Below are 19676 nucleotides of genomic sequence, written 5' to 3'. Positions count from 1 at the left end.
GTTGCTGGGGCTGACCAAGGGCCTGGCACGTGATCTCGGGGAGCGGGGCATCACCGCAACTGTGGTGCACCCGGGCAACACCGATACCGACATGAACCCTGCTGACGGACCCGATGCCGAGCAGGAACGGCCGTTTATCGCCCTGGGTGAGTACGGTGCTGCTGTGGACATTGCGGCAACCGTCGCGCATCTAGCAGGGGAGGGTGGGCGCTACATCACCGGCACCGCGATCAGCGTCGACGGCGGATATGCCGCGTGACCTGTCGAACGCCCAACTGCGGAAATTGGATCGCGCAACCTTGGGATCTCCAATGACTAGCCTGGCATGGATCCTGCTCGCTGTCGCCGGGCTGCTGGAGCTTGTTTGGGCGACCGCCCTGAAGCAGTCCGACGGGTTCACCCGGCTCTGGCCCAGCGTCATTGGGGTCACGCTGTCCTTGGCCAGTTTCGCCATGCTCGCCCTCGCCCTGCGCCACCTGCCAGTTGGCACTGCCTACGCAGTCTGGGTCGGCATCGGTGCCGTCGGTGTCACCCTCGCCGGCATCATTTATCTCGGCGAGGCAGCCAGTTTGCAGCGGCTGCTATGCATCCTGCTCATCGTCACCGGTGTGGTCGGCCTCCGGTTCCTAGAAGGGTGAGGTGATCCGTCGGCGTCCCCAGACCGCCTGAGCCCGAGGGAGTGGAAGTTGATCTGTATCGGTGACGGGACTCGCGGACACCACCCGGAACATCCGGAACTGAACCTGTCCGTATCGATGGCTGTGCCTATGGATCCCTCTCAAGCTGAGCTTTACGCCGCGATCCGACGTGATGCCCAGCACCGGAATGTCGAACCGCGTTCTCAGCGGACGCATCGAGTCGGCCACCGGACCGTGACGCGGCTACGGAGTCAACTTAGCCAAGGGAACAGAGGCCGCCGCGTCGACCTCGAGATGAACAACCCGCGCCTGGGGATGCCGTTATCCCCGAGGTGCACTCATCGGCCGCCCGGCCCTTGTGCTCGCATATCAGCGTCCATCACTCAAGCGTCCGGCGTGGGCATCAGGATGCGCTCGACGGCGTCTCGGGCGCGCTCGAGGGCATCGTCTCGACCGAGCAGTTGCCGATCGTGGTTGGCCTTGAGCAGCATGGCGTGGAGCTCGAAGGCGACTTGCTCTGGGGAGACAGACCGTGGTAGCTCCCCGAGCCGCATGGCCAGGTTGGCTTGACGGAGCAGCAGCTTTTCGCCCGTGACCACTGCGTTGACGATGGCATCGCGAGCCGGCCCTGGACGACCGTCGAGCTCGCTGGCGCTCGCTATGAACAGGCATCCGCCGTCGAAGGTCAGGAGATAGTCAATCCACGCCGACAGCAAGGCCCTTAGTCGAGCGAGGCCGTCGGGCTCGTCCTCGGACATGGCTAGAACGTCCCGCTGAAACACCTCGACGGCGTAGGCAACGATGGCGAGTTGGAGTCTCTCCTTCGTGCCGAACAACGCCTGAAGCGCACTCTTCGGAACTCCGCTGACCACGGCGAGGCGACCGAGGGTGAGCCCTTCAAGCCCCTCGACTGAAGCGACGTGCACCGCCGTGTGGAGTACCGCTGTCCGTCGTTCGTCTCCCGGCTTAGTCATGGCCGTATCTTACGTCACATACGTACGATTGTAGAGATGCGTACATGTGTATGCTTCACTGTCTGGAGACAGCCCAACAACCCAGAAGTGGAACCAAAGTGACTCACACACCCGCCACGCCCGCCATAGCCGCGGTGGCCGATGCCTACATGCATGCCTGGAACTCGCGCGACGTCGACGCGATCCTCGCCTTGCATTCGGACACGTCCACGTTCCAGGTGCACGGACGCACCCCGGTGATCGAAGGCATTGATGCCCTTCGAAAGGCTTTCCACGGCGTGTTCGAGCTGTACCCCAACTTCCACGGCGAAGCCCGCCGACTCCTTCTGGGGCCGGAGCACTGGCTGCTGGACTGGACCCTGCACTTCACCCTCAACGGTTCCGATCCGAGGGAGTTCCACTGCATCGACATCGTCGAGGTCTCCCCAGAAGGCCTCGTCACCCGCAAGGACACCTTCTACGACTACCCGCAGGCCCAGGCTGCGATGGCAGGAGCGACATCGTGACGACAGCCAGACCGCTCGGCCCGCTGAGGTCCTGAAGGCGCTGCTCCGAGAGGATGCCGCTGGCCAGGAACGCTGCATCCACGCCATCCGGCGTGCGGCCGCGGGGCTACTCGGCTGTGAAGACCTTCGATGCCTGGCAGCCGAGAAACGGCTCAAGTCGCGTGGTTGACCTCGGAAGCCTCGACATCCTGCTGCGTCGCCATCGTGCTGGCGACATTGTCACCAACGCCATCGCCCGTGCCCTACGCAGGGCAACCTGGTCAGTTGTCCATGAACATCGGCCTGCTGCCCGTCGCGGCTTATGTCGCCGACGAGTTCTACCAGCTCGTCGACGCCGCCTGTGAGAAGTTGTCGGCCGCGATCAGCTCGAACCTGCACCCAGATGGGTTCGACGAGGTGATGCCAGGACCCTCGCCGCCGCCGTCGAATGACTGCTGCGCCACTCCCACGTCTGCCGAACCAGCGGGATCGCGTCCCGACTCACCAAGCACTCGCCGGCCAGGGGTGATGCCCCTGGCCGGTGGGTGGCCGCAGCCTGTGGTGCGGTTGTCGCGGCCGTTGGCGCAGGTTTCACGTCTGCCACGGGGCGGTTGCGACTGGCCTTGACACATCGGCGAGGAACCGGCTTACGACCGCACCGAAGAAGCGCTTGTTCTTCTGCACCTCGCGATGCCGTCGCAACCTGCGCCGCACCATCCTGATGACATCGCGGACGCGTCGGTCTCATCCTGCAGGCCGTCGAAGATCCACTCCGCGGCGCATGTACCTCCCGCCGCAACCCCGACGATCAGATCGCCCGGCCGCGAACCCGCGTGGGAACGGATTGGCCCTCCTCGGCAACGCGAAACCCCAAGGCTGCCCGAGGAGCGCCGGCGAGTGCGACGGGCACAGCTGGAACGACTAGCGTCCGCCGGTAGCCGACCAATTCGGTGGCGTAGTCGAAGCTGGCAAGGGCGGTGTCGATGGCAATCCATGCCGAGACCGCGCGTTCTGCAGGGTGCTAGGCCTTGGTCGGAGTCCGCTGGTTGGGACCTTGACAAACGGCTCGGGGAATCCTAAGTGGCTTGGGCTGACCATGGGATGACGGCAGCAACGATCGAAGCCCTGATGGCGGCCGGGTCGTGACCCGAGCGAACGCGTAAACGCCAGCCGAGGATGAGGGTGAACAGCGTGTCGACGAACGCGTCGACCTCGCAGTCCGGCCGTAGGGTGCCGTTCTCGTGGAGCCGTTGAGCCACATCGCGCAGTCCGGCCCGTGTGAGCCCGAAGGCTGCCTCGGTGCGCTCAACCACGCTCGCGTCGGTGCGACCGAGCTCGGCAGCGGTGTTGATGGCAAAGCATCCGGCCGGGTCGTCGGGATCCTCCTCGGCGAGCACCATCGCGGCCAGGCTCCGGCACAGCCCATCGACTGTTGCTTCGCTCTCCAAGAAGAGTTCGCAGCCCTGGGTCGACTCGGTGTGACGATAGTGGTCAAGCGCCCGCAGGAAGAGTCCGTGTTTGTCGCCGTACGCGCGGTACATGCTGCTCAGGCTGAGCCCGAGGTGAGTGCTGAGGTCGCGAATCGACGTCCCGCGGTAGCCGCGGCGCCTGAAGACGTCGATTGACGCAGCGACGGCTGACTCCGTGTCGAAGGTTCGAGGCCTCGCCATGGGCACTCCTCTGCTGGTCCTCGAGCGGCCTGTTGGCTCGAACTCGATTGTAGATCGATCGATCCCAATGGTACCGTCCACCGATTAGGGAACGATCGATCCCGAATCAAGGAGGAAATGTGACGACGACCGAGGTCGGCTCAGACGGTATGCGCAGGGACCAGGGCAGAAGCCGTACTCGTTGGGGTGCGGTCATGGCAGCGATGCTGGGGACGTTCGTGCTCGTCACCGCCGAGCAGTTGCCGATCGGCCTCTTGACCGCATTGGCAAGCGACCTACGGGTGACGGAAGGAGTCGCAGGGCTGAGCGTTACCGTCCCCAGCGTGGTCGCTGCGGTGGCTGCAATCGGCGTACCACTGGTCGTGGGGAAACTGGACCGCCGGGCGTTGTTGATCGCCCTGATGGTGCTGATGACCGCGGCCAACGCCGTGACGGCAATCGCGCCGAACATCGGTGTGCTGATGGCGTCGCGGGTGCTGGTGGGGATCGCGATCGGTGGGTTCTGGGCCGTGGCTGGAAGCCTGGCGGTCCGATTGGCTGCGCCGGAGTCGGTTCCCCGGGCTATTGCCGTCATCTTCGGCGGAGTTGCAGCCGCGAACGTCCTCGGGGTACCGCTCGCGACTGTGCTCGGCGAACTGATCGGATGGCGACTGTCCTTCGCCGCGTTGGGCGCCTTGGCTCTGATCGCCATGGTCGCGCTCATCGCGCTGTTGCCCCGCCTCGCTGCTGGCCAAGCGGTTGGTCTGCGAGTGCTCGGTTCGCAGTTGGCCCATCGCGGCGTTGTTGCAGGCCTGGCGATCACTCTGTTGGCGGTCCTAGGTCACTTCGCAGCCTTTACCTTCGTGAGTCCCATTCTCCAGGAAGTCTCCGGGATGCCGGAGCGCCTGGTCGGGCCGGCGCTGCTCGCGTTCGGTGTTGCCGGCATGATCGGCAACTTCGTCGCTGGAGCGTTCCTGGCTCGTCATCTGCGCGGGGTCGTGATCGGCGTGCTCAGTGGCATGACGGTGATGCTGGTTGCGATGCCGACCCTCGGTCTGACTCCGCTTCGTGGTGTCGCGGTGCTGGTCCTGTGGGGGCTCGTCTTCGGGGGGCTGTCGGTCGCGATGCAGACCTGGATGATCTCAGCGGCGCCCGACTCTCCCGAACCGGCAACCGCGCTGTGGGTCTGTATCTGGAACGCCGCGATTGGAGTCGGGGCGCTCCTCGGCGGTCGTACGGTCGACACCACGGCCACCGCTGCAGCGTCATGGGCCGGGGCGGGCGTGCTGCTGCTTGCCGCGCTCATCGCGACATTCGCCCGGCCGTCGGTCAAGAGTCCGTCGGCGAGTCCTCTGGATATGTGCAAGTAGGGTTGTTACAGACCGGGCTGTGCAGGGTTGCTCACCAACCTCTCGGAGCCGAGACTGAACTCGTGAATGGAGCCGTATGAGCGCGAACAGTCAGTTGACGATGGCCGTGCATGCCCTGTGCTGGCTGGAGCTTGCCGCGCGCCGGGGTCGGCCCTCGCTGACTTCTTCGGAGATCGCGGCAAGCCTGGCCAACAATCCGGTTCAGGTGCGGCGTAGTCTCGGGTATCTGCGGGACGCAGGGCTTGTTAGCGTGACCGGCCGTGGCCCCGGTGCTGGCTGGACGCTGGCTCGACTGGCCGAGGCAGTCACGCTGTTCGATGTGTACGACGCTCTCGGCGACACCGGACCCTTCGCCTTGCATGCTCATGACCCCAATCCGGAATGCACCGTCGGAGGGGGGATACGGCCGGTCCTGGAGTCAGTTTACGACGGAGTGCGGGACGTGATGGCGCAGCAGTTGCGAGCCACGACGATTGCTGACGTGCTTGAGGAGATCCTTGCCAACGACAAAGCGGGATCGGGCGGACGGGACTTCTAGTGGGCATGATCCTTGTGATGTGCCATTCCTGCCGACGGCTCTCAGCAGGTAACCCCGGCCCGGAACCCTATCCGTGACCGTAAAACACGCCAGCGGCGCACCTGCCCTGCAAGGCGTGCAAGGCCTGATCAGTGAGGCGGGGGATAGGCGATGGCTCCGGTAGAGTTGTGAACGATGGCAGGAGTAGAGCAGCCGGTCATCGAGGATTCGCCAGGAGGTCGAGCCGGATCCCGTCATCGTCCCACGGGCGCGGGAGAGCGGCCTTGGCCCGGATCCACCGTGAGCCGGCCAGTGACGATTCGTGCGATGCGGCTTGGTCTCTGACGGTGGATGGGCGTGTTTGCGGGACCGGGCCGGCCGGTTGGGTCTGCAGGTGATGTTCCGGTTTCGGCGATGACCTGCTCGACGATCGCTTGCGCGCCGTGGGCCTTCTCCGCTCCAGCATCGGCAGTGCTCTGTTGGGGAAACACCACGTGATAACGGTAGATGGTGAACAGCTCGCTTCGAGTGCCAGCAGTGGTCGTCGGCTCGGGTTAGCGCGAACCAGAAGAGTGTGTAGGCGATGTCGTCGACGGGATCTCGGGGGGAGGTAGTCCCACTCGAACAGGCCGATGGCTTGGCCGTCTCGCTAGACGAAGTTCACGGGGCCTGGGCCACCGTGGCAGAAGACCTGGCCGGGCTGCGGTGGGGCCGCGAGGACCGGGTGTCCGAATTACTGGGTCGGCCGGTGGTTCCCAGGTGCGGGAGGCGTCGTGGATCCGGCGGAGCAGTCTTGCGGCCGACTCGAGGCCCTCAAGGTTGTGCTGGTGTTGCCAGGCGTCCCCGCCGGCGTCGCCTTCGATGAGGCGCAGGGTCTCCGTCGTACCGTCGTTCGACAACGCTCGGGACCCACGTCCTCCAGGCCCTGCGATCGCAGGTGTTCGAGGAACGCGTGCACCGTCGCCGTGTGCGCGGACGCGGGGCGAGACACGAGCCCGTCGGCGATGCTCACGGGGCGGAACTCGGTATTCGTTGTCGGCAGCTCGGCAGCTCGGCAGCTCGGCAGCTCGGCAGCTCGGCAGCTCGGCCGCGAGCGGTGGTTCCGTCTTCTTGCGTCACAGGTATGCCATGCCTTCAGGGCAAGGGGAGGAACGTAGTGCGGAGGCTCGACATGAGTCTTGCCCGCGCAGACGAGGTCGGCGAGCTGATCCAGCAGCTCGTATGTGGCGCTGCGCAGCTCGAGCGTTGTGTACTGACGCGAACGTCGTAGGACATGCCTTCGTGGACGCGCTTCGCGGACCAGCGAGCCAGCCCGGCGCGGCCCTTGCGGGTGGTCTCTCGGCGTTCGAGTTCGGCCAGGTCGCAGCGGACGCCGAGTCACGTGACGTCGAGATCCGCGAGAGTGGTGATCCCAGTGGTCGCATACGTCGGGGCTCAGCATCATCTCGTCGACGATGACAGCGTTGCCCGCCGCAACGAATTCGCGCACGGCCCGGTGGAACCCCTTCAGCATGCGCAGCCCGACCGCCCTGCGCGCGATGAGTCCCCATCGGACCGCCGGATCACTGCGCGGGGACCATCGCGAAGCACGTGTCCAGGCCCATCAACAAGTACGGCTCGTCCAAGGTGTCCTGGAGCGCCTTGCCCAGCGTTGTCTTGCCGGCGGATGACGGGCCGTTGAGGAAGATGACCGAAGGAGTCATCGCGTGACCCTAGTGCACGTGGAGCAGTTCCTCGCGTTGGGAGATGCGCGTGGTGGCCGGCAGGCCCCACATGGTGTAGGCGGCGGCCATGAGCTGTGCGGCCCGGGCGGGTGACACGCGGCCGTAGCCCGTACCGAAACCCGGTGAGGCAACCCTCGTGAGATTCGCCGGGTGACGGCCGACGGCCAACAGAGCGGCCCAGAAGGCGTCGTGTACGGCGATGTCCAACCCGCCCGACAACGCCATCGGCACCCGCATCGTCGGTGCGTACACGAGCCACTGGCAGTGCTCGTCTCCAGTGGGAACCACGCTCGCCGTGCCGACCGGCTGGTACCCGTGGTACTCGTCGGCCACCGCCGCCCAGACCGATCGTTGGACGCCGGGCCAGTGCCCGGCGAGTGCTCGGTCGACGCCGCCGTCCATCTGGCCGTAGCTGTTCCCGGCCGTCAGTACGGCGTCGACTTCCGGCAGCACGTCCAGCAACGATCCTTGGCGTACTTCGATCGCGCCCTCGGCGATCTCTCCGGCGAAGACCCGACGCCAAGCTGAGATGAGGTCGGCGTCGAGGTTGACGAGGAGGAGGTAGGGCAGCGTCACCCGGCGAGTGGAGACCATGCGACGACGCTACGACACCTTGCCCGAGATCGCCACGCTGCCTTGGCGGCCCGATCCGTACGTCGTGCAGACCGCCACCGGCAGGACCGCCGGCTGAGACGAGCTGTCTGGCCAAGCCCGTCAGGTGAGCAGCGGGCGGATCGTGTCGGCCAGGCGATGGACGACCTGAGGAGGCCAGGGTGTGGGGAGGATCAGGGCTATGTGGGTGAAGCCGGCCTGGATGGCGGCGCCGGCTGCGGTGCGGGTCAGCTCCGGATCGTCGTACGACACGGAGAGGGCGATTGAGCGCGTGATGGTTCTCGGCCCTCGGCCGATCTCGGTGCAGTAGCGGTTCAGCATCAGGCTGCGTTCGACGGCGTCGGGCAGGGCGTTGTCGCCGGGGATGTTCCACAGGTCGGCGTGTTCGGCGGCGACGCGGAGGGTGCGGGTCGAGCGGCCGCCGATGAGGAGCGGTGGTGGTTGAGCCAGGGGCCCAGAGATCGAACGACTCAAGCCCTTCGATCAGTGTCGAAGGTCGGCGAGTAACGGTACGCCCCGTGATCGAAATGTTTGTGGGAAGTCCTTGTGCTCTCGCATGGTGATCTCGCCTAAGACTGGGAGGTCCTGATGTCGAAACGTGGGGTTCGTGGTGCCTTGGCCGTGGTGGTCGGGCTGACGCTGGTCACCGGGTTGAATGTTCCGGCGGGCGCCATGCCCGCGGCTGCCGAAGACGAGCCGCTGGTCAAGTCAACCAAGGTGAAGTCGGTGCGGGGTTCGAACTACAAGGTAGTTCCGCGCAAGCCGGATCTCGACGTCGACGTCGTGAAGACGCCAGCCGTGGTCTGGCCCGCGGCTGGGACAGCTGAGGTCGTCCTGCCGGAGACCACGTGGTCCGCGAGGCTGTCTGGCGTACTGCCGAAGAAGGCTGTGGGGACACTTCCGCTCGCCGTCGGGCCGACCGCTGACGGCACGGCGCCGAGCAAGGTCAAGGTGGAGATGCTCGGCCGGCGTGGGGCCTCGCTGCTCGTGAAACTCACCAGTGCCGACAAGGCTTCAGGCAAGGTGTCATTGGAGTTGGACTACCAGGCCTTCCGGCACGCGTACGGCGGCGACTGGGCGACCCGCCTTCGGTTGGTTCAGGTTCCCGCCTGCACCGCGAGTGCCGCCTGCATCGGTCGGCCGATCCCGACCCGCAACACGGGGTCGGGCAAGCTCAGCGCCGACGTACCGGCCAACGGACTGTTCATGATGGAGGCGGCCGGGAGCGGAACCGCAGGCGACTTCAACTCCACGCAGCTGTCCCCCTCCGCCTCGTGGTCGGTGGGTGGATCGTCGGGTGACTTCAACTGGCAGTACCCGATGCGCACACCGCCCGGCACCGGTGGTCCGACCCCACAGATCACCTTGGGCTATTCGTCGGGCAGCGTCGACGGCCGTACGTCGGGTACCAACAACCAGACGTCATGGGTCGGTGAAGGGTTCGAGTTGTCGCCGGGCGGGGCGATCGAACGCCGTTATGCGTCCTGCTCCTCCAAGTCCGAGCAGTCCGGCAACAACGGGACCAAGCCGGTCGGCGACCTCTGCTTCGCGACGGATAACGCGACCTTCACCCTCAACGGCAAGGGCGGCGAGCTCGTCCGTGACGACGCCACCAAACAGTGGCGGCCGAAGGCGGACGACGGCACCAAGGTCGAGCGCCTCTCCGGTGCCATCAACGGTGACCAGGGTGGTACGGCGGCTGAGACGGGGGAGTACTGGGTCATCACCACCAAGGACGGCACCAAATTCTACTTCGGGCTGAACAAGATCCCGAGCCCAAGCGCCCAGGACACCAACTCGACCTGGACTGTGCCGGTGGCCGGCAATCACGCCAACGAGCCGTGCCACCAGACCGCGTTCGCCAACTCGTTCTGTCAGCAGGCCTACCGCTGGAACCTCGACTACGTCGTCGATCCGCACGGCAACACGATGTCGCTGTTCTACGAGACCGAGAAGAACAACTATGCCCGCAACGGCACTGAGACGATGGTCAGCAGCTACGACCGGGCCGGCCGCATCAAGCGGATCGACTACGGCCAGACCGCTGGTGCGGTGTTCACCGAGCAGCCGGTCGCGCGGGCACACTTCGACACCACCGAGCGCTGCGCGACCGGCGTCAACTGCGCACCAGCCGACTACTTCGACACCCCGCTCGATCTGGAGTGCACCAGCACCACCTCGTGCACTAAGTTCAACCCCAGCTTCTGGACCAAGAAGAAACTCACCAAGGTCCGCACCGAGGTCTGGCGACCGGAGACCGGGTTCGACGCCGTTGACACATGGACGCTGCGCCACAGCTTCCCCAACCCAGGCGACAACACCGGGCCCCGCTTGTGGCTGGAGGCAATCTCCCACACCGGTCAGGTCGGCGACGGCGCCCTGACCACCCCCGAAGTCAATTTCGACAAGATCCAGCTCAACAACCGGGTCGACGACAGCAGCGGCCAGTCCTTGCTGGACTGGTTCCGGATCAGCGCGATCCACTACGGGACCGGCGGCGAGCTCGCGATCACGTACTCGGGCAAGGACTGCAGCCTGCCCGGCAACGTCCCACCGGCCGACCTGAACAACCGCCGCTGCCACCCGGCGAAGTGGACGCGGCCAGGTGCTGTCGATGAGCACGAGGACTGGTTCCACAAGTACGTCGTCACCTCGGTCACCGAGTCCGACCGCATCAGCGGCATGCAACCGGTGTTGACGACGATCGACTATCCCGGGGCGCCGGCCTGGCGGCACGACGACGAGGACGGCCTGGTCGAGATCGGCCGCAAGACGTGGTCCCAGTGGCGCGGGTACGACCGGGTGACCGTGACCAAGGGCAACCCGTCCGGCCCGCAGTCGGTCACCGAACACCGCTACTTCCAGGGCATGGACGGCGACAAGCTGGCGTCCAATGGATTCAAGGAGCGCGAGCTAGAGGACTCCACGGGGGTGAAGGTCAAGGACCTGAACGCCTTCGCCGGCCAGGAGCGTGAGCGCAGCAAACTGGTGAACGGCGGAGTCGTCGAACGCACCATCACCGAGCCGTGGCTGTCCTCCGCGACCTCGACCCGGGTTCGCGACTGGGGCGCCACCCAGGCCTTCAAGCTCGAGCAGAAGTCCGTCCGGCAATGGGAGGCCAAGCCGGGCGGCGGCTTCCGCGAGACCTCGGCCAAGAACGAGTACACCCCGGCAGGCGTGCTCACCGAGGCCACCAACGCCAACGACCTTGCCACTACCTCGGACGACACGTGCACCCGGTATGAGTACGTCGGCAACGCGGCCTTGGGCATCACCGAGCTCCCGACTCGGACACAGACCGTCGCCAAGGCTTGTGACCAACCATGGACCAATGGCGACGTCATCACCGATGAGAAGGTGGACTACGCCGGTGGCGCAACGCCTGCGAGCGCCAAACCCACGGCGGCCTGGCGGTTGTCCGGGTTCACCAGCGCAGGGGAACCGACGTACGAGACCGTCAAGACCTTCTCGTACGACGACCACGGCCGCAAGCAGACAGAGACCGATTCCAAGGGCCAGGCCACGACGTACGGCTACGTCCCGCTGGATGGTCCGGTGACCGTGACCTCGGTGACGCTGGCGAACGGGCATGTCTCGAGCACCGAGCTCGACCCGGCCTGGGGACAGGCCATCACGATCACCGATGTCGGAGGACGCCGTACCGTCTCCGAGCGGGACGCCCTCGGCCGGATCGCGAAGGTCTGGTTGCCCGGTCATGCGGAGTCGCAGACGCCCAACGTTGAGCACGCCTACTTCGGTGGCGTCGACAAGGCAAGCGTCGTACAGACGAAGAAACTCCAGGCGGACGGCACCGTCGAGACCAGCTACGAGTTGCTCGATGGGCTGCAGCGCAAGCGGCAGATCCAGAGGCCGGCCGCCGACGGCATCGGACGGGTGATCACCGACGTCGAGTACGACTCCCGCGGGCTGGCGGTGATCGAGAACCGCCCTTACTACAACGACGCTCCCCCCGGCGACGTGGTCTTCAATCCGGACGAGGCGGGCCTGACTGCTCGAAGGGTAACGTCGTACGACGGCATCGAAAGGCCGACGAAGGAGGCCTTCTGGTCGATGGACCGTGAGGTGTGGTACACCACCCACACCTACGGGCCGGACAGGCAGACGGTCAACCCGCCGGAGGGCGAGCAGGCGACAACTAAGATCACCGACGCCCAGGGCCGCCAGACCGAGCTGTGGACGTACGACACCCCGGACCCGGGCACGGACTTCCATAAGACGAGCTACACCTACACCAAGGCGGGTCAGTTGGCCACGGTCACCGACCCGGCCAATAACGTCTGGCGCTACACGTACGACCTCCATGGGCGCCGGATCAAGGTTGAGGAGCCGGACCGCGGTACCTCCACCTACACCTACAACCAGCTTGACCAAGTGACCTCGAGCACCGACGCCAGGGGCACCAAGCTCTTCTACGCCTACGATGTGATCGGCCGCCCGACGACGGTCCGTGAGGGCACCGAGGGCGGTGCACTGCGGCTGGAGCGGACCTACGACAGCCTGGTGAAGGGCTCGGCCAGCTCGGCAACGCGATATATCGACGGTGCGGCCTACAAGACTGAGGTGACCGGCTACGACGCGAGCGGTCATCCGACCGGGACCTCGGTCACCATCCCCGCAGCCGAAGGCGCATTGGCGAAGACATACACGGTCAAGAACACCTACACCACGACCGGCCTGCCGGAGACAACGACGATGCCGGAGGTCGGTGGCTTGCCCGAGGAGACTCTGACCACCAGCTACGACACGAACGACCTTCCGACCGGACTCTCCAGTGAACTCAGCACCTACGTCACAGCGTCGGAGTTCAACTCGTTCGGCGACCTCACCACGCTCGAGGTGCAACCGACCGACGGTAAGTGGCTGCGGCACTCCTATATCTACGACGAAGCCACCCGCCGCTTGACTCGGGCGATCAGCCAGCGGGAGACCACCGGTCCGCAGCGTGTCTTTGACCAGACCTACAGCTACGACCACGCCGGCAACGTCACCAAGATCGTCGACTCTCCCGCGTCCGGCAGCACCGACCCGAAGGACACGCAGTGCTTCAACTACGACGAGCCGCGCCGGCTCACCCAGGCCTGGACACCGGCCGACGGCAACTGCGACCTAGAACCGACGAGCGCGAGTCAACTGGGCGGCCCGGCCCCGTACTGGCACGCGTGGACGTTCGACAAGATCGGCAACCGAGCGTCGGAGACCCGCGTGACCACAGCCGGTGTCACGACTAGCACATATGAGTACCCAACAACCGGTCAGCCGAGACCGCATGCGGTGCAGAAGATTACGACCACAGGGCCGAATGGCACCAATGTCAGCCAGTACGGGTACGACGCCAACGGCAACCAGACCAGCAGGACTGTCGCCGGAGTCGGAGAGACTTTCGATTGGGATGCCGAAGGCAGGCTGACCAACGTCACGAAGGGCGACCAGAAGACCGAGTACATCTACGATGCCGACGGCAACCGGCTGATGCGCAAGGACCACACCGGCACGACGCTGTACCTTGGCGCCACCGAGGTCCTGCTGAAACCAGACGGAACCCAGGTCGGCACCCGACACTACACCTTCGGGAAGCAGGTCATCGGGGTACGGAGCGGCGGCAAGCTGACCTGGCTCGGGTCCGACCACCACGGCTCTGCCACGCTGCTGGTCGACGCCGAGTCACAGGCCTTCCAGCGGCGCCGGATCACACCGTTCGGTGAGAGCCGTGGAGCGGTGCCGGCCGCCTGGCCGAGTCAGAAGGACTTCGTCGGCGGCATCAAGGACGCCTCCACCGGGCTGATCCATCTGGGCGCTCGAGAGTACGACCCGACCACCGGGCGATTCATCTCGGTCGATCCGGTGGTTGATGCGAACGATCCCCAGCAGCTCAACGGCTACGCCTACGCGAACAACAGTCCAGTGAGCTTCGTCGATGCCGACGGTAAGCGCTACAGGATAGAGACGGTCACCGAGCTGAAAACTATCGTGCGCCAGCACGTCAAGCGAATCAAGGAGCTGCATAAGGAAGTCATCACGGTCTACGTCAAGATCGTGATCTATGCCTTCGTCGCCAAGCTAGCCGCAGCGTTCGGCTTCCACGAGCTGACGCAGAAGATAACCGCCGAGGTAGCCCGTCAAGTGACGATCTTCAAGGAAGTCGTCAAGACAATCAGATACCACACCAAGGAAGTGATCCGGATTGTCACCAAACGCTTCGTCCAACTCGCCGGCGACGATGCCTACGAGATGAACCAGGCGCTGACGACAGCCAACCAGGCGGACACCACGGTCAACACTCTGGAGAGATCCAGCGACAAACTAGCCGACATCGCCAAACGAATCGGCGAACGCGCCAAAGAGGCGCAGATCGCCGAGGCGGCGAACCGCTCGCAGAACGCGGACCAGACCAAGAAGAAGAGCACCGACAGCACCTGCCCAGTGTGCTCACTCGATCCGGAGGACGATTCACTCGGAAAGATGCTGACGACCGGCGTTGGCGCTGGCGTCTTTGGCGGCGTCGCGTGCCTCCTAACTGGCGGTGCGGGCTGCGCTGTGGCCGCAGCCGTCGCAGCAGTGGGAGGGCTTGTTACCTCCGGAATCTGGAATCGCATGAACGGCCCGCTGGGCGGACAGGCGGCCGCCAACCTTCAGGCGGAGAAATTCGCCTGGCTTGTCGGGAGGGCCGCGGACGTCGGTGACTATCTCTGGTCGAAGCCGAGCAACAGTTGGCAGAGGTCGCCGGGAATGCCGCTGACCCTCGGCCTGTCCGACGGCCGCTCGGTCTGCGACATCGGCGCATGTTGAGCCGGGGAGCACGGCGAGGGTTGACGGCCCTGGCCGCGAGCGCATTGCTGGTGCCGATGGTCGTGCCGGCTGGTGAGGGTGTGGCGATGTCCGCTGTACCGGCTCCGGGGGCGCCGCAGCCGGCACAGCGGGTTGAACTGGAGCATCTGCGGTCGGAGACGACCCAGGTGTTCCGGGAGCCGTCCGGTGTGCACACGATGGAGCAGTTCGTCTCTCCGGTTCGGGCCCGAAAGGGCTCGGGCTGGGCGCCCATCGACACCAAGCTGGCGTTCCAGCCGGACGGGTCGGTGCGGCCCGCGCAGATCGTCACGGACCTGCGGTTGTCCGGTGGTGGTGACGGCAACCTCGTTGCGTTGGGCAAGGACAAGAAGCAGGTTCGGATGGGCTGGCGTGGCCGATTGCCCAGACCGGTACTGGCCGGCGACACCGCGACGTACCCGAACGTCCTGCCTGGCGTGGATCTGAGGATCCGAGTTGAGGCAACTGGCTTCCAGCACGTTCTCATCGTGAAGCAGCGCGAGGCGGCTAAGAACCCAGCACTCAAGCGGTTGCGCTTCCCGATCAGCGGTACAGGGCTTCAGGTGACCACGAAGCCGGACGGAACGACGGTTGCCGCCGACTCGGCCGGCAAGGCGTTGTTCGCGGCCGGAAGGGCTGTGATGTGGGACAGCGCCACCGACGGACCGCAACAAGAGACGAGGCCCAAGCACGCGGACATTCCGACCACCAAGTCCGCGCAGGACCTCGTCATCGAGCCGGATCAGAAGTTGCTGACCGCACCAACCGCTCGTTATCCGGTCTACATCGATCCGTCGTGGTCGGTGAACAACTATCTGTGGACCCACGTCAGCAAGGAGTACGAGAACCAGTCCTATTGGGACTACGACCGTGGCGAGGGCGCCAAGGTCGGACGGTCGTACGACAACGTGATCACCTACCGATCGTTCTTCCAGTTCGGCACCGGCGACCTCGGCGGCGCCCGGGTGATCAACAGCCGGTTCGAGATCTGGCTCGACCACAGCTCGTCGGGATCACCGACGCCGACCGAGCTGTGGTGGACGCACAGCCTCGACCGGAACCAGGCCGTGACCTGGAACAGCACGGCCGGACACTGGCGCGCGCACGTAGCCACGGCCAGCGGCAACGCCCGGACCGACGGCGGTCAGCCGGACATGCTGATGGGCTGGGAGGGTGCCGGGCTCAATGCGTCGTTCCAGACCATCGCTGACAGCCGGGGCGGAACCATCACGTTCGGTCTCAAGGCGCCGAACGAGACAGACACCTCGCAATGGAAGAGGTTCCACGGGCACACCGCGAAGATCGTGGTGACGTACAACAACGCGCCGTACGCTCCGCAGCGGGTGAACTTCAGCCACGCCCGGCCCTGTGGCACGGCGAGCGCGCCGACCGACGTCAGCTGGCCGCTGTCCGGCTACTCCTTCAGTGCGGTCTCCTCCGACAAGGACGGCGACAACCTGATCACCCGGCTGTCGATCCACCGCGCGTCCGACGGCGCGCTGGAATACGAAATCGACTCGGCCACGACAACCTCGGGGTCGGCGTTCGCCTGGCCTTCGATCCCTCGTGAGGAGTTCGCTCACGGGCAGACGTACTACTATGTGGCCCGAAGCAATGACAATGTCGCGGACGACGGGATCGATTTCGGGTCCGCGTCGCCGCGTTGCTACTTCAGAGTCGATGCCAAGAAGCCGCAGCAGGCAGTACTGGAGTCCATCGACTTTCCGGACGGGGAAGCGCAGATCCCAGCCCGGACCGTCGGTACCGTCACGTTGCGGCCGGCGGTCGGCGACACCGACGTGGCCGAGTACCTCTATGGCTTCAAGCCGGAGCGGATCACCAGCCGGATCAAGGCCGGGTCCGATGGGACGGTGAAGATCCCGCTCACCGTCTGGCAGACCGCCGCCGGCTACCTTCCGGCGAAGATGCTTTATGTGAAGGCGGTCGACAGTGCAAATAACATCAGCGACCAGACGAGTGTCTGGCAGCTGAGCGCCACCAAACTGACCCAGCTGCCCGCCCAGCGCCGGGGCGACGTCAACGGTGACGGCCGCGCCGACCTGTCCACGGTGCTGGACCAGGGCGATGGCCGGACCGCCATCTGGAACGTCGTCTCCAAGGTCGGCGGTGGTCTGCACACCGGCCAGCTCGCCTGGGACAGCGGTGCCAGTGGCGGTTTCGCCATGTACCGGACCCGACCGGTCCGCGGCGACTTCGACGGGGACGGCCGGACTGACGCCGTACTGATCCGGGAGGAAGCCGGCCGTCGGATCGGTATGTACCGCGGCCTGTCGGACAGCGAGCGCTACAACTTCGAATCCGAGCCGGTCTGGCACAGCGGAGCGAGCGGCTGGCCGCTCAGTGCGGCCCGGATCATCGCTGGTGACGTCAACGGCGACGGCAAGTCCGACGTCGTCGCGCAGTTGAAGGGCGCCAGCTCGGGTTGGCGGACAATTATCTTCCTCGGCCCGGCGCTCAACAATCCGGTCGAATGGCTGCAGACTTCTGCTCCATGGTCCGGCAGTGCTCCACTACTCGCCGACGTCGACGGCGACAAGCAAGCCGACCTGGTCGACATGCAGAACCTCGGCGGCTGCCAGACGGTCACCAGGTACTTCAAGTCCACCGGTACGGCGTTCGTCGCCACCCCGGTCGTCCTGCACGACAGCGGTGCGGGCGCCTACTGCTGGGAGCGCAGCAAGCCGCAGGTCGCGGACGTGGATGGTGACGGCAGGGATGACATCGTCACGCTCTACGAGAACAGCAGCACGGACGCCTCGCTCAAGGTGTTCCGGTCGACGGGCAGCGCGCTGACCCTGTCCGAGTGGTGGCGCGACGCCACCATGTTCGACCCGGCGCGGACCGCGCTGTCCACCGGTGATTTCAGCGGAGACGGCAAGGAGGACGTCGGTCTCTTCTACTCGATGGTCGGCGGCGGCCGGGAGGTCTTCACGCTCACCTCGACCGGCACCTCGTTCGGTCCGGCGACGAGCGGGTGGAAGGAACCGCGCGTCGGCGCCAGTACCGGTCCGAGCTTCGACATCGAGAGCCGGACCTACGAACTGGTCGCCCGGCACAGCAGCCAGTGCCTGGATGTCTGGTTGGGCAGCCAGACGGATGCCGAGCGGCTGGTCCAGCACCCGTGCCATGGTGGACTCAACCAGAGATTTCGGATCAAGCAGATCGCCGGCACCGACCAGTACGAGATCCACACCGCTCACTACAAAGGTAACCACAGCGACATTCGACCGCGGTGCCTCGATGTCAACGACATGCTGCTCGGCGACGAGGTGACCGTCCTGCAATGGCCATGCATGGGAACGGCGAATCAGCAGCTGCGGATCGAGTACCTGGAGGGCAGCAGCTACGACACTGTCGTCCGGCTCAGATTCGCGCACAGCGGCAAATGCGCGTCTCCTTCCCAAGGCAGTATGGCCAGCGACGTCACCATCGTTCAGCGAACCTGCACCGCCGAGGCGAGTCAGCAATGGATCCTGCGAGCCGGCTTCAACTCGTCCCAGCCGGACGGGAGGTACCGAGTCCGTGCCGTCTATGGTGGACAGTCACTCGACGTGGTGGACTGCGGGCCGGATGCCGACCTTCGCATGTGGAACTGGATCCCCGAGAGCCCCTGCCAACGATGGGAGTTCCGGCCGCTCGGTGACGACGTCTACAAAATCATCGAGCCCAGCACGGCGCAGGCGGTCGACGTCCTCGGCTGCACGAACGCTGTCGGACAGCAGGTCGTGACGATGCCGGAGACCGACACCCCATGCCAGCGTTGGCGCGTCGAGCCGGCGTACGACGGAAGCTGGTCCATCACCCAGGAGGCCAACGGCAATGCCCTGGATGTGGCCGACTGCAACCCGAATCCGGATGCGAGGCTGATCACCTGGCACTACTGGAACGGCTATTGCCAGCGCTACTGGATCGACCAACCCTGACGGGATCTGAGCCGGTACGACCGAACAACCGTACCGGCTCAATCCGTCGTACACCTTGGTGTCACCCCTCTCGTCTAGAGATCGTCTGGCTCCTGTCCGTGGTTTGGAGCGGGTCCGGCGGTCGCATCGGTCAGTCGCCGTATGGATTCGATGTCGTCGGCACCTGCGCCGCAAACGCTGCGACAGCTGCGGCATCCTGGTCATCCACTAGGCCGGCAAACTGGTTGGGCCGGCCACTCGTTAGCGTGACGACGGTGCACTTGCGGATCAGGCCGGCCCGCTCGCCGAAAGCCGGGTCCGTTGCTTGGGAAGCTCACGGATTGCTTGAGGAGGTCCTTGCCAACGACAGAACACGACCGGTCACGCCCTTGGCGGGCATGGCCAGGTCGCGCGTAGTATGCGCCACCCTGGCGACGCACGACGGTGACGACTTCACCGGCGCGTGCAAGGTCAAGCTCGGGCCGGTGTCGCTGCAGTACAGCGGCACCGGCACGTTCCTGGAGCGGGAGGAGTCCGACCATCACGCCGTGATCGAGGCCAAGGGCAAGGACCGCCGCGGCAACGGTACGGCGACCGCGCGGGTCACCGCCCGCCTGACCGGCACGGACTCCGGGACCACCGAGGTCACCGTCGACACCGACCTCACGATCACCGGCCGCCCGGCCCAGTTCGGCCGCGGCCTGATCCAGGACGTCTCCGACAAACTCCTGGACCAGTTCACCGCCCGCCTGACCACCAAGCTGGACACCAGCACCGCCCCGTCGCCGAACCAGACCGCTGCCGACCCGCCGTCCGGCTCGGCGGCCCTGGGTGCGGCCGACGCCGACGAGGCCGTCCTCGACCTCGGCGACGCCCTCATCCCGACTCTCGCGCGCCGCGCCGCCCCTTCCTGATCGGAGCCGTCCTGGCGCAGCTCGTCCGCCGTCTGGCCCACCGCT

General features: G+C 65.6%; 13 protein-coding genes and 1 pseudogene. 8 read left to right on the top strand and 6 right to left on the bottom strand.

The window, feature by feature from the left end:
- On the top strand, positions 1–259 hold a 259-nt coding region (locus tag ABD255_RS00950; RefSeq protein ID WP_344208679.1), incomplete at its 5' end, for an SDR family oxidoreductase.
- Between the two features lie 52 nt (positions 260–311).
- Complete coding sequence (locus ABD255_RS00945) at positions 312–638, top strand: DMT family transporter (RefSeq protein ID WP_344208677.1); 327 nt, start codon at positions 312–314, stop codon at positions 636–638.
- Positions 639–1021: 383 nt separating this feature from the next.
- Here the strand turns inward: ABD255_RS00945 and ABD255_RS00940 are convergent, their stop codons facing one another.
- A complete protein-coding gene (locus tag ABD255_RS00940; RefSeq protein ID WP_344208676.1) occupies positions 1022–1612 on the bottom strand; it encodes a TetR/AcrR family transcriptional regulator in 591 nt (196 codons plus the stop codon).
- A gap of 134 nt (positions 1613–1746) precedes the next feature.
- Here ABD255_RS00940 and ABD255_RS00935 point away from each other — a divergent pair, with 134 nt between their 5' ends.
- Positions 1747–2118 (top strand): nuclear transport factor 2 family protein, encoded by a 372-nt coding sequence (locus ABD255_RS00935; protein ID WP_344208674.1) that lies wholly within the window; start codon positions 1747–1749, stop codon positions 2116–2118.
- A 1055-nt stretch (positions 2119–3173) separates the two neighbouring features.
- Here the strand turns inward: ABD255_RS00935 and ABD255_RS00930 are convergent.
- Positions 3174–3767 (bottom strand): TetR/AcrR family transcriptional regulator, encoded by a 594-nt coding sequence (locus ABD255_RS00930; RefSeq protein WP_344208672.1) that lies wholly within the window; start codon positions 3765–3767, stop codon positions 3174–3176.
- 194 nt (positions 3768–3961) lie between these two features.
- On the opposite strand from ABD255_RS00930, the gene ABD255_RS00925 reads away from it, so the two are divergent.
- Together ABD255_RS00925 and ABD255_RS00920 are read left to right on the top strand one after the other, a co-directional pair.
- A complete protein-coding gene (locus ABD255_RS00925; protein ID WP_344208670.1) occupies positions 3962–5116 on the top strand; it encodes an MFS transporter in 1155 nt (384 codons plus the stop codon).
- Positions 5117–5192: 76 nt separating this feature from the next.
- On the top strand, positions 5193–5654 hold the full coding sequence (locus ABD255_RS00920; RefSeq protein WP_344208668.1) for an Rrf2 family transcriptional regulator: 462 nt from the start codon (positions 5193–5195) through the stop codon (positions 5652–5654).
- A 1113-nt stretch (positions 5655–6767) separates the two neighbouring features.
- On the opposite strand, the pseudogene ABD255_RS43595 reads toward ABD255_RS00920, so the two are convergent.
- The 4 genes and pseudogenes from ABD255_RS43595 to ABD255_RS00905 form a co-directional block, all read right to left on the bottom strand.
- Positions 6768–6995 (bottom strand): annotated as a pseudogene (locus ABD255_RS43595) (phosphotransferase-like protein); the annotation flags it as partial.
- Positions 6996–7195: 200 nt separating this feature from the next.
- Positions 7196–7336, bottom strand: coding sequence for a phosphotransferase-like protein (locus ABD255_RS00915; protein ID WP_344208666.1), 141 nt, complete (start codon positions 7334–7336; stop codon positions 7196–7198).
- 9 nt (positions 7337–7345) lie between these two features.
- Positions 7346–7951, bottom strand: a complete 606-nt coding sequence (locus ABD255_RS00910) for a macro domain-containing protein (protein WP_344208664.1) — start codon at positions 7949–7951, stop codon at positions 7346–7348.
- 120 nt (positions 7952–8071) lie between these two features.
- On the bottom strand, positions 8072–8443 hold the full coding sequence (locus ABD255_RS00905; protein ID WP_344208663.1) for an LLM class oxidoreductase: 372 nt from the start codon (positions 8441–8443) through the stop codon (positions 8072–8074).
- Between the two features lie 114 nt (positions 8444–8557).
- On the opposite strand from ABD255_RS00905, the gene ABD255_RS00900 reads away from it, so the two are divergent.
- The 3 genes from ABD255_RS00900 to ABD255_RS00890 all read left to right on the top strand — a co-directional run bounded on the left by ABD255_RS00900 (position 8558) and on the right by ABD255_RS00890 (position 19631).
- Entirely contained in the window at positions 8558–14776 is a 6219-nt protein-coding gene (locus tag ABD255_RS00900; protein ID WP_344208660.1) for an RHS repeat domain-containing protein, read from the top strand.
- 86 nt (positions 14777–14862) lie between these two features.
- Positions 14863–18738, top strand: coding sequence for an RICIN domain-containing protein (locus ABD255_RS00895; protein WP_344208658.1), 3876 nt, complete (start codon positions 14863–14865; stop codon positions 18736–18738).
- A 377-nt stretch (positions 18739–19115) separates the two neighbouring features.
- Positions 19116–19631, top strand: coding sequence for an SRPBCC family protein (locus tag ABD255_RS00890; RefSeq protein ID WP_344208656.1), 516 nt, complete (start codon positions 19116–19118; stop codon positions 19629–19631).
- The last annotated feature ends 45 nt before the right edge of the window (positions 19632–19676 follow it).

The sequence above is a fragment of the Kribbella sancticallisti genome (assembly GCF_039530625.1).
GTDB classification, from domain to species: Bacteria; Actinomycetota; Actinomycetes; order Propionibacteriales; family Kribbellaceae; genus Kribbella; species Kribbella sancticallisti.
This window is presented reverse-complemented; position numbering and strand designations above follow the sequence as displayed.

What these genes read in the sequence shown, in the direction of transcription:
- ABD255_RS00945 (WP_344208677.1), top strand. Translation starts at nt 312, where the DNA reads ATGACTAGCCTGGCATGGATCCTGCTCGCTGTCGCCGGGCTGCTGGAG.
- ABD255_RS00940 (WP_344208676.1), bottom strand. Translation starts at nt 1,612, where the DNA reads ATGACTAAGCCGGGAGACGAACGACGGACAGCGGTACTCCACACGGCG.
- ABD255_RS00930 (WP_344208672.1), bottom strand. Translation starts at nt 3,767, where the DNA reads ATGGCGAGGCCTCGAACCTTCGACACGGAGTCAGCCGTCGCTGCGTCA.
- ABD255_RS00925 (WP_344208670.1), top strand. Translation starts at nt 3,962, where the DNA reads ATGGCAGCGATGCTGGGGACGTTCGTGCTCGTCACCGCCGAGCAGTTG.
- ABD255_RS00920 (WP_344208668.1), top strand. Translation starts at nt 5,193, where the DNA reads ATGAGCGCGAACAGTCAGTTGACGATGGCCGTGCATGCCCTGTGCTGG.
- ABD255_RS00915 (WP_344208666.1), bottom strand. Translation starts at nt 7,336, where the DNA reads ATGACTCCTTCGGTCATCTTCCTCAACGGCCCGTCATCCGCCGGCAAG.
- ABD255_RS00910 (WP_344208664.1), bottom strand. Translation starts at nt 7,951, where the DNA reads ATGGTCTCCACTCGCCGGGTGACGCTGCCCTACCTCCTCCTCGTCAAC.
- ABD255_RS00900 (WP_344208660.1), top strand. Translation starts at nt 8,558, where the DNA reads ATGTCGAAACGTGGGGTTCGTGGTGCCTTGGCCGTGGTGGTCGGGCTG.
- ABD255_RS00895 (WP_344208658.1), top strand. Translation starts at nt 14,863, where the DNA reads ATGTCCGCTGTACCGGCTCCGGGGGCGCCGCAGCCGGCACAGCGGGTT.
- ABD255_RS00890 (WP_344208656.1), top strand. Translation starts at nt 19,116, where the DNA reads ATGGCCAGGTCGCGCGTAGTATGCGCCACCCTGGCGACGCACGACGGT.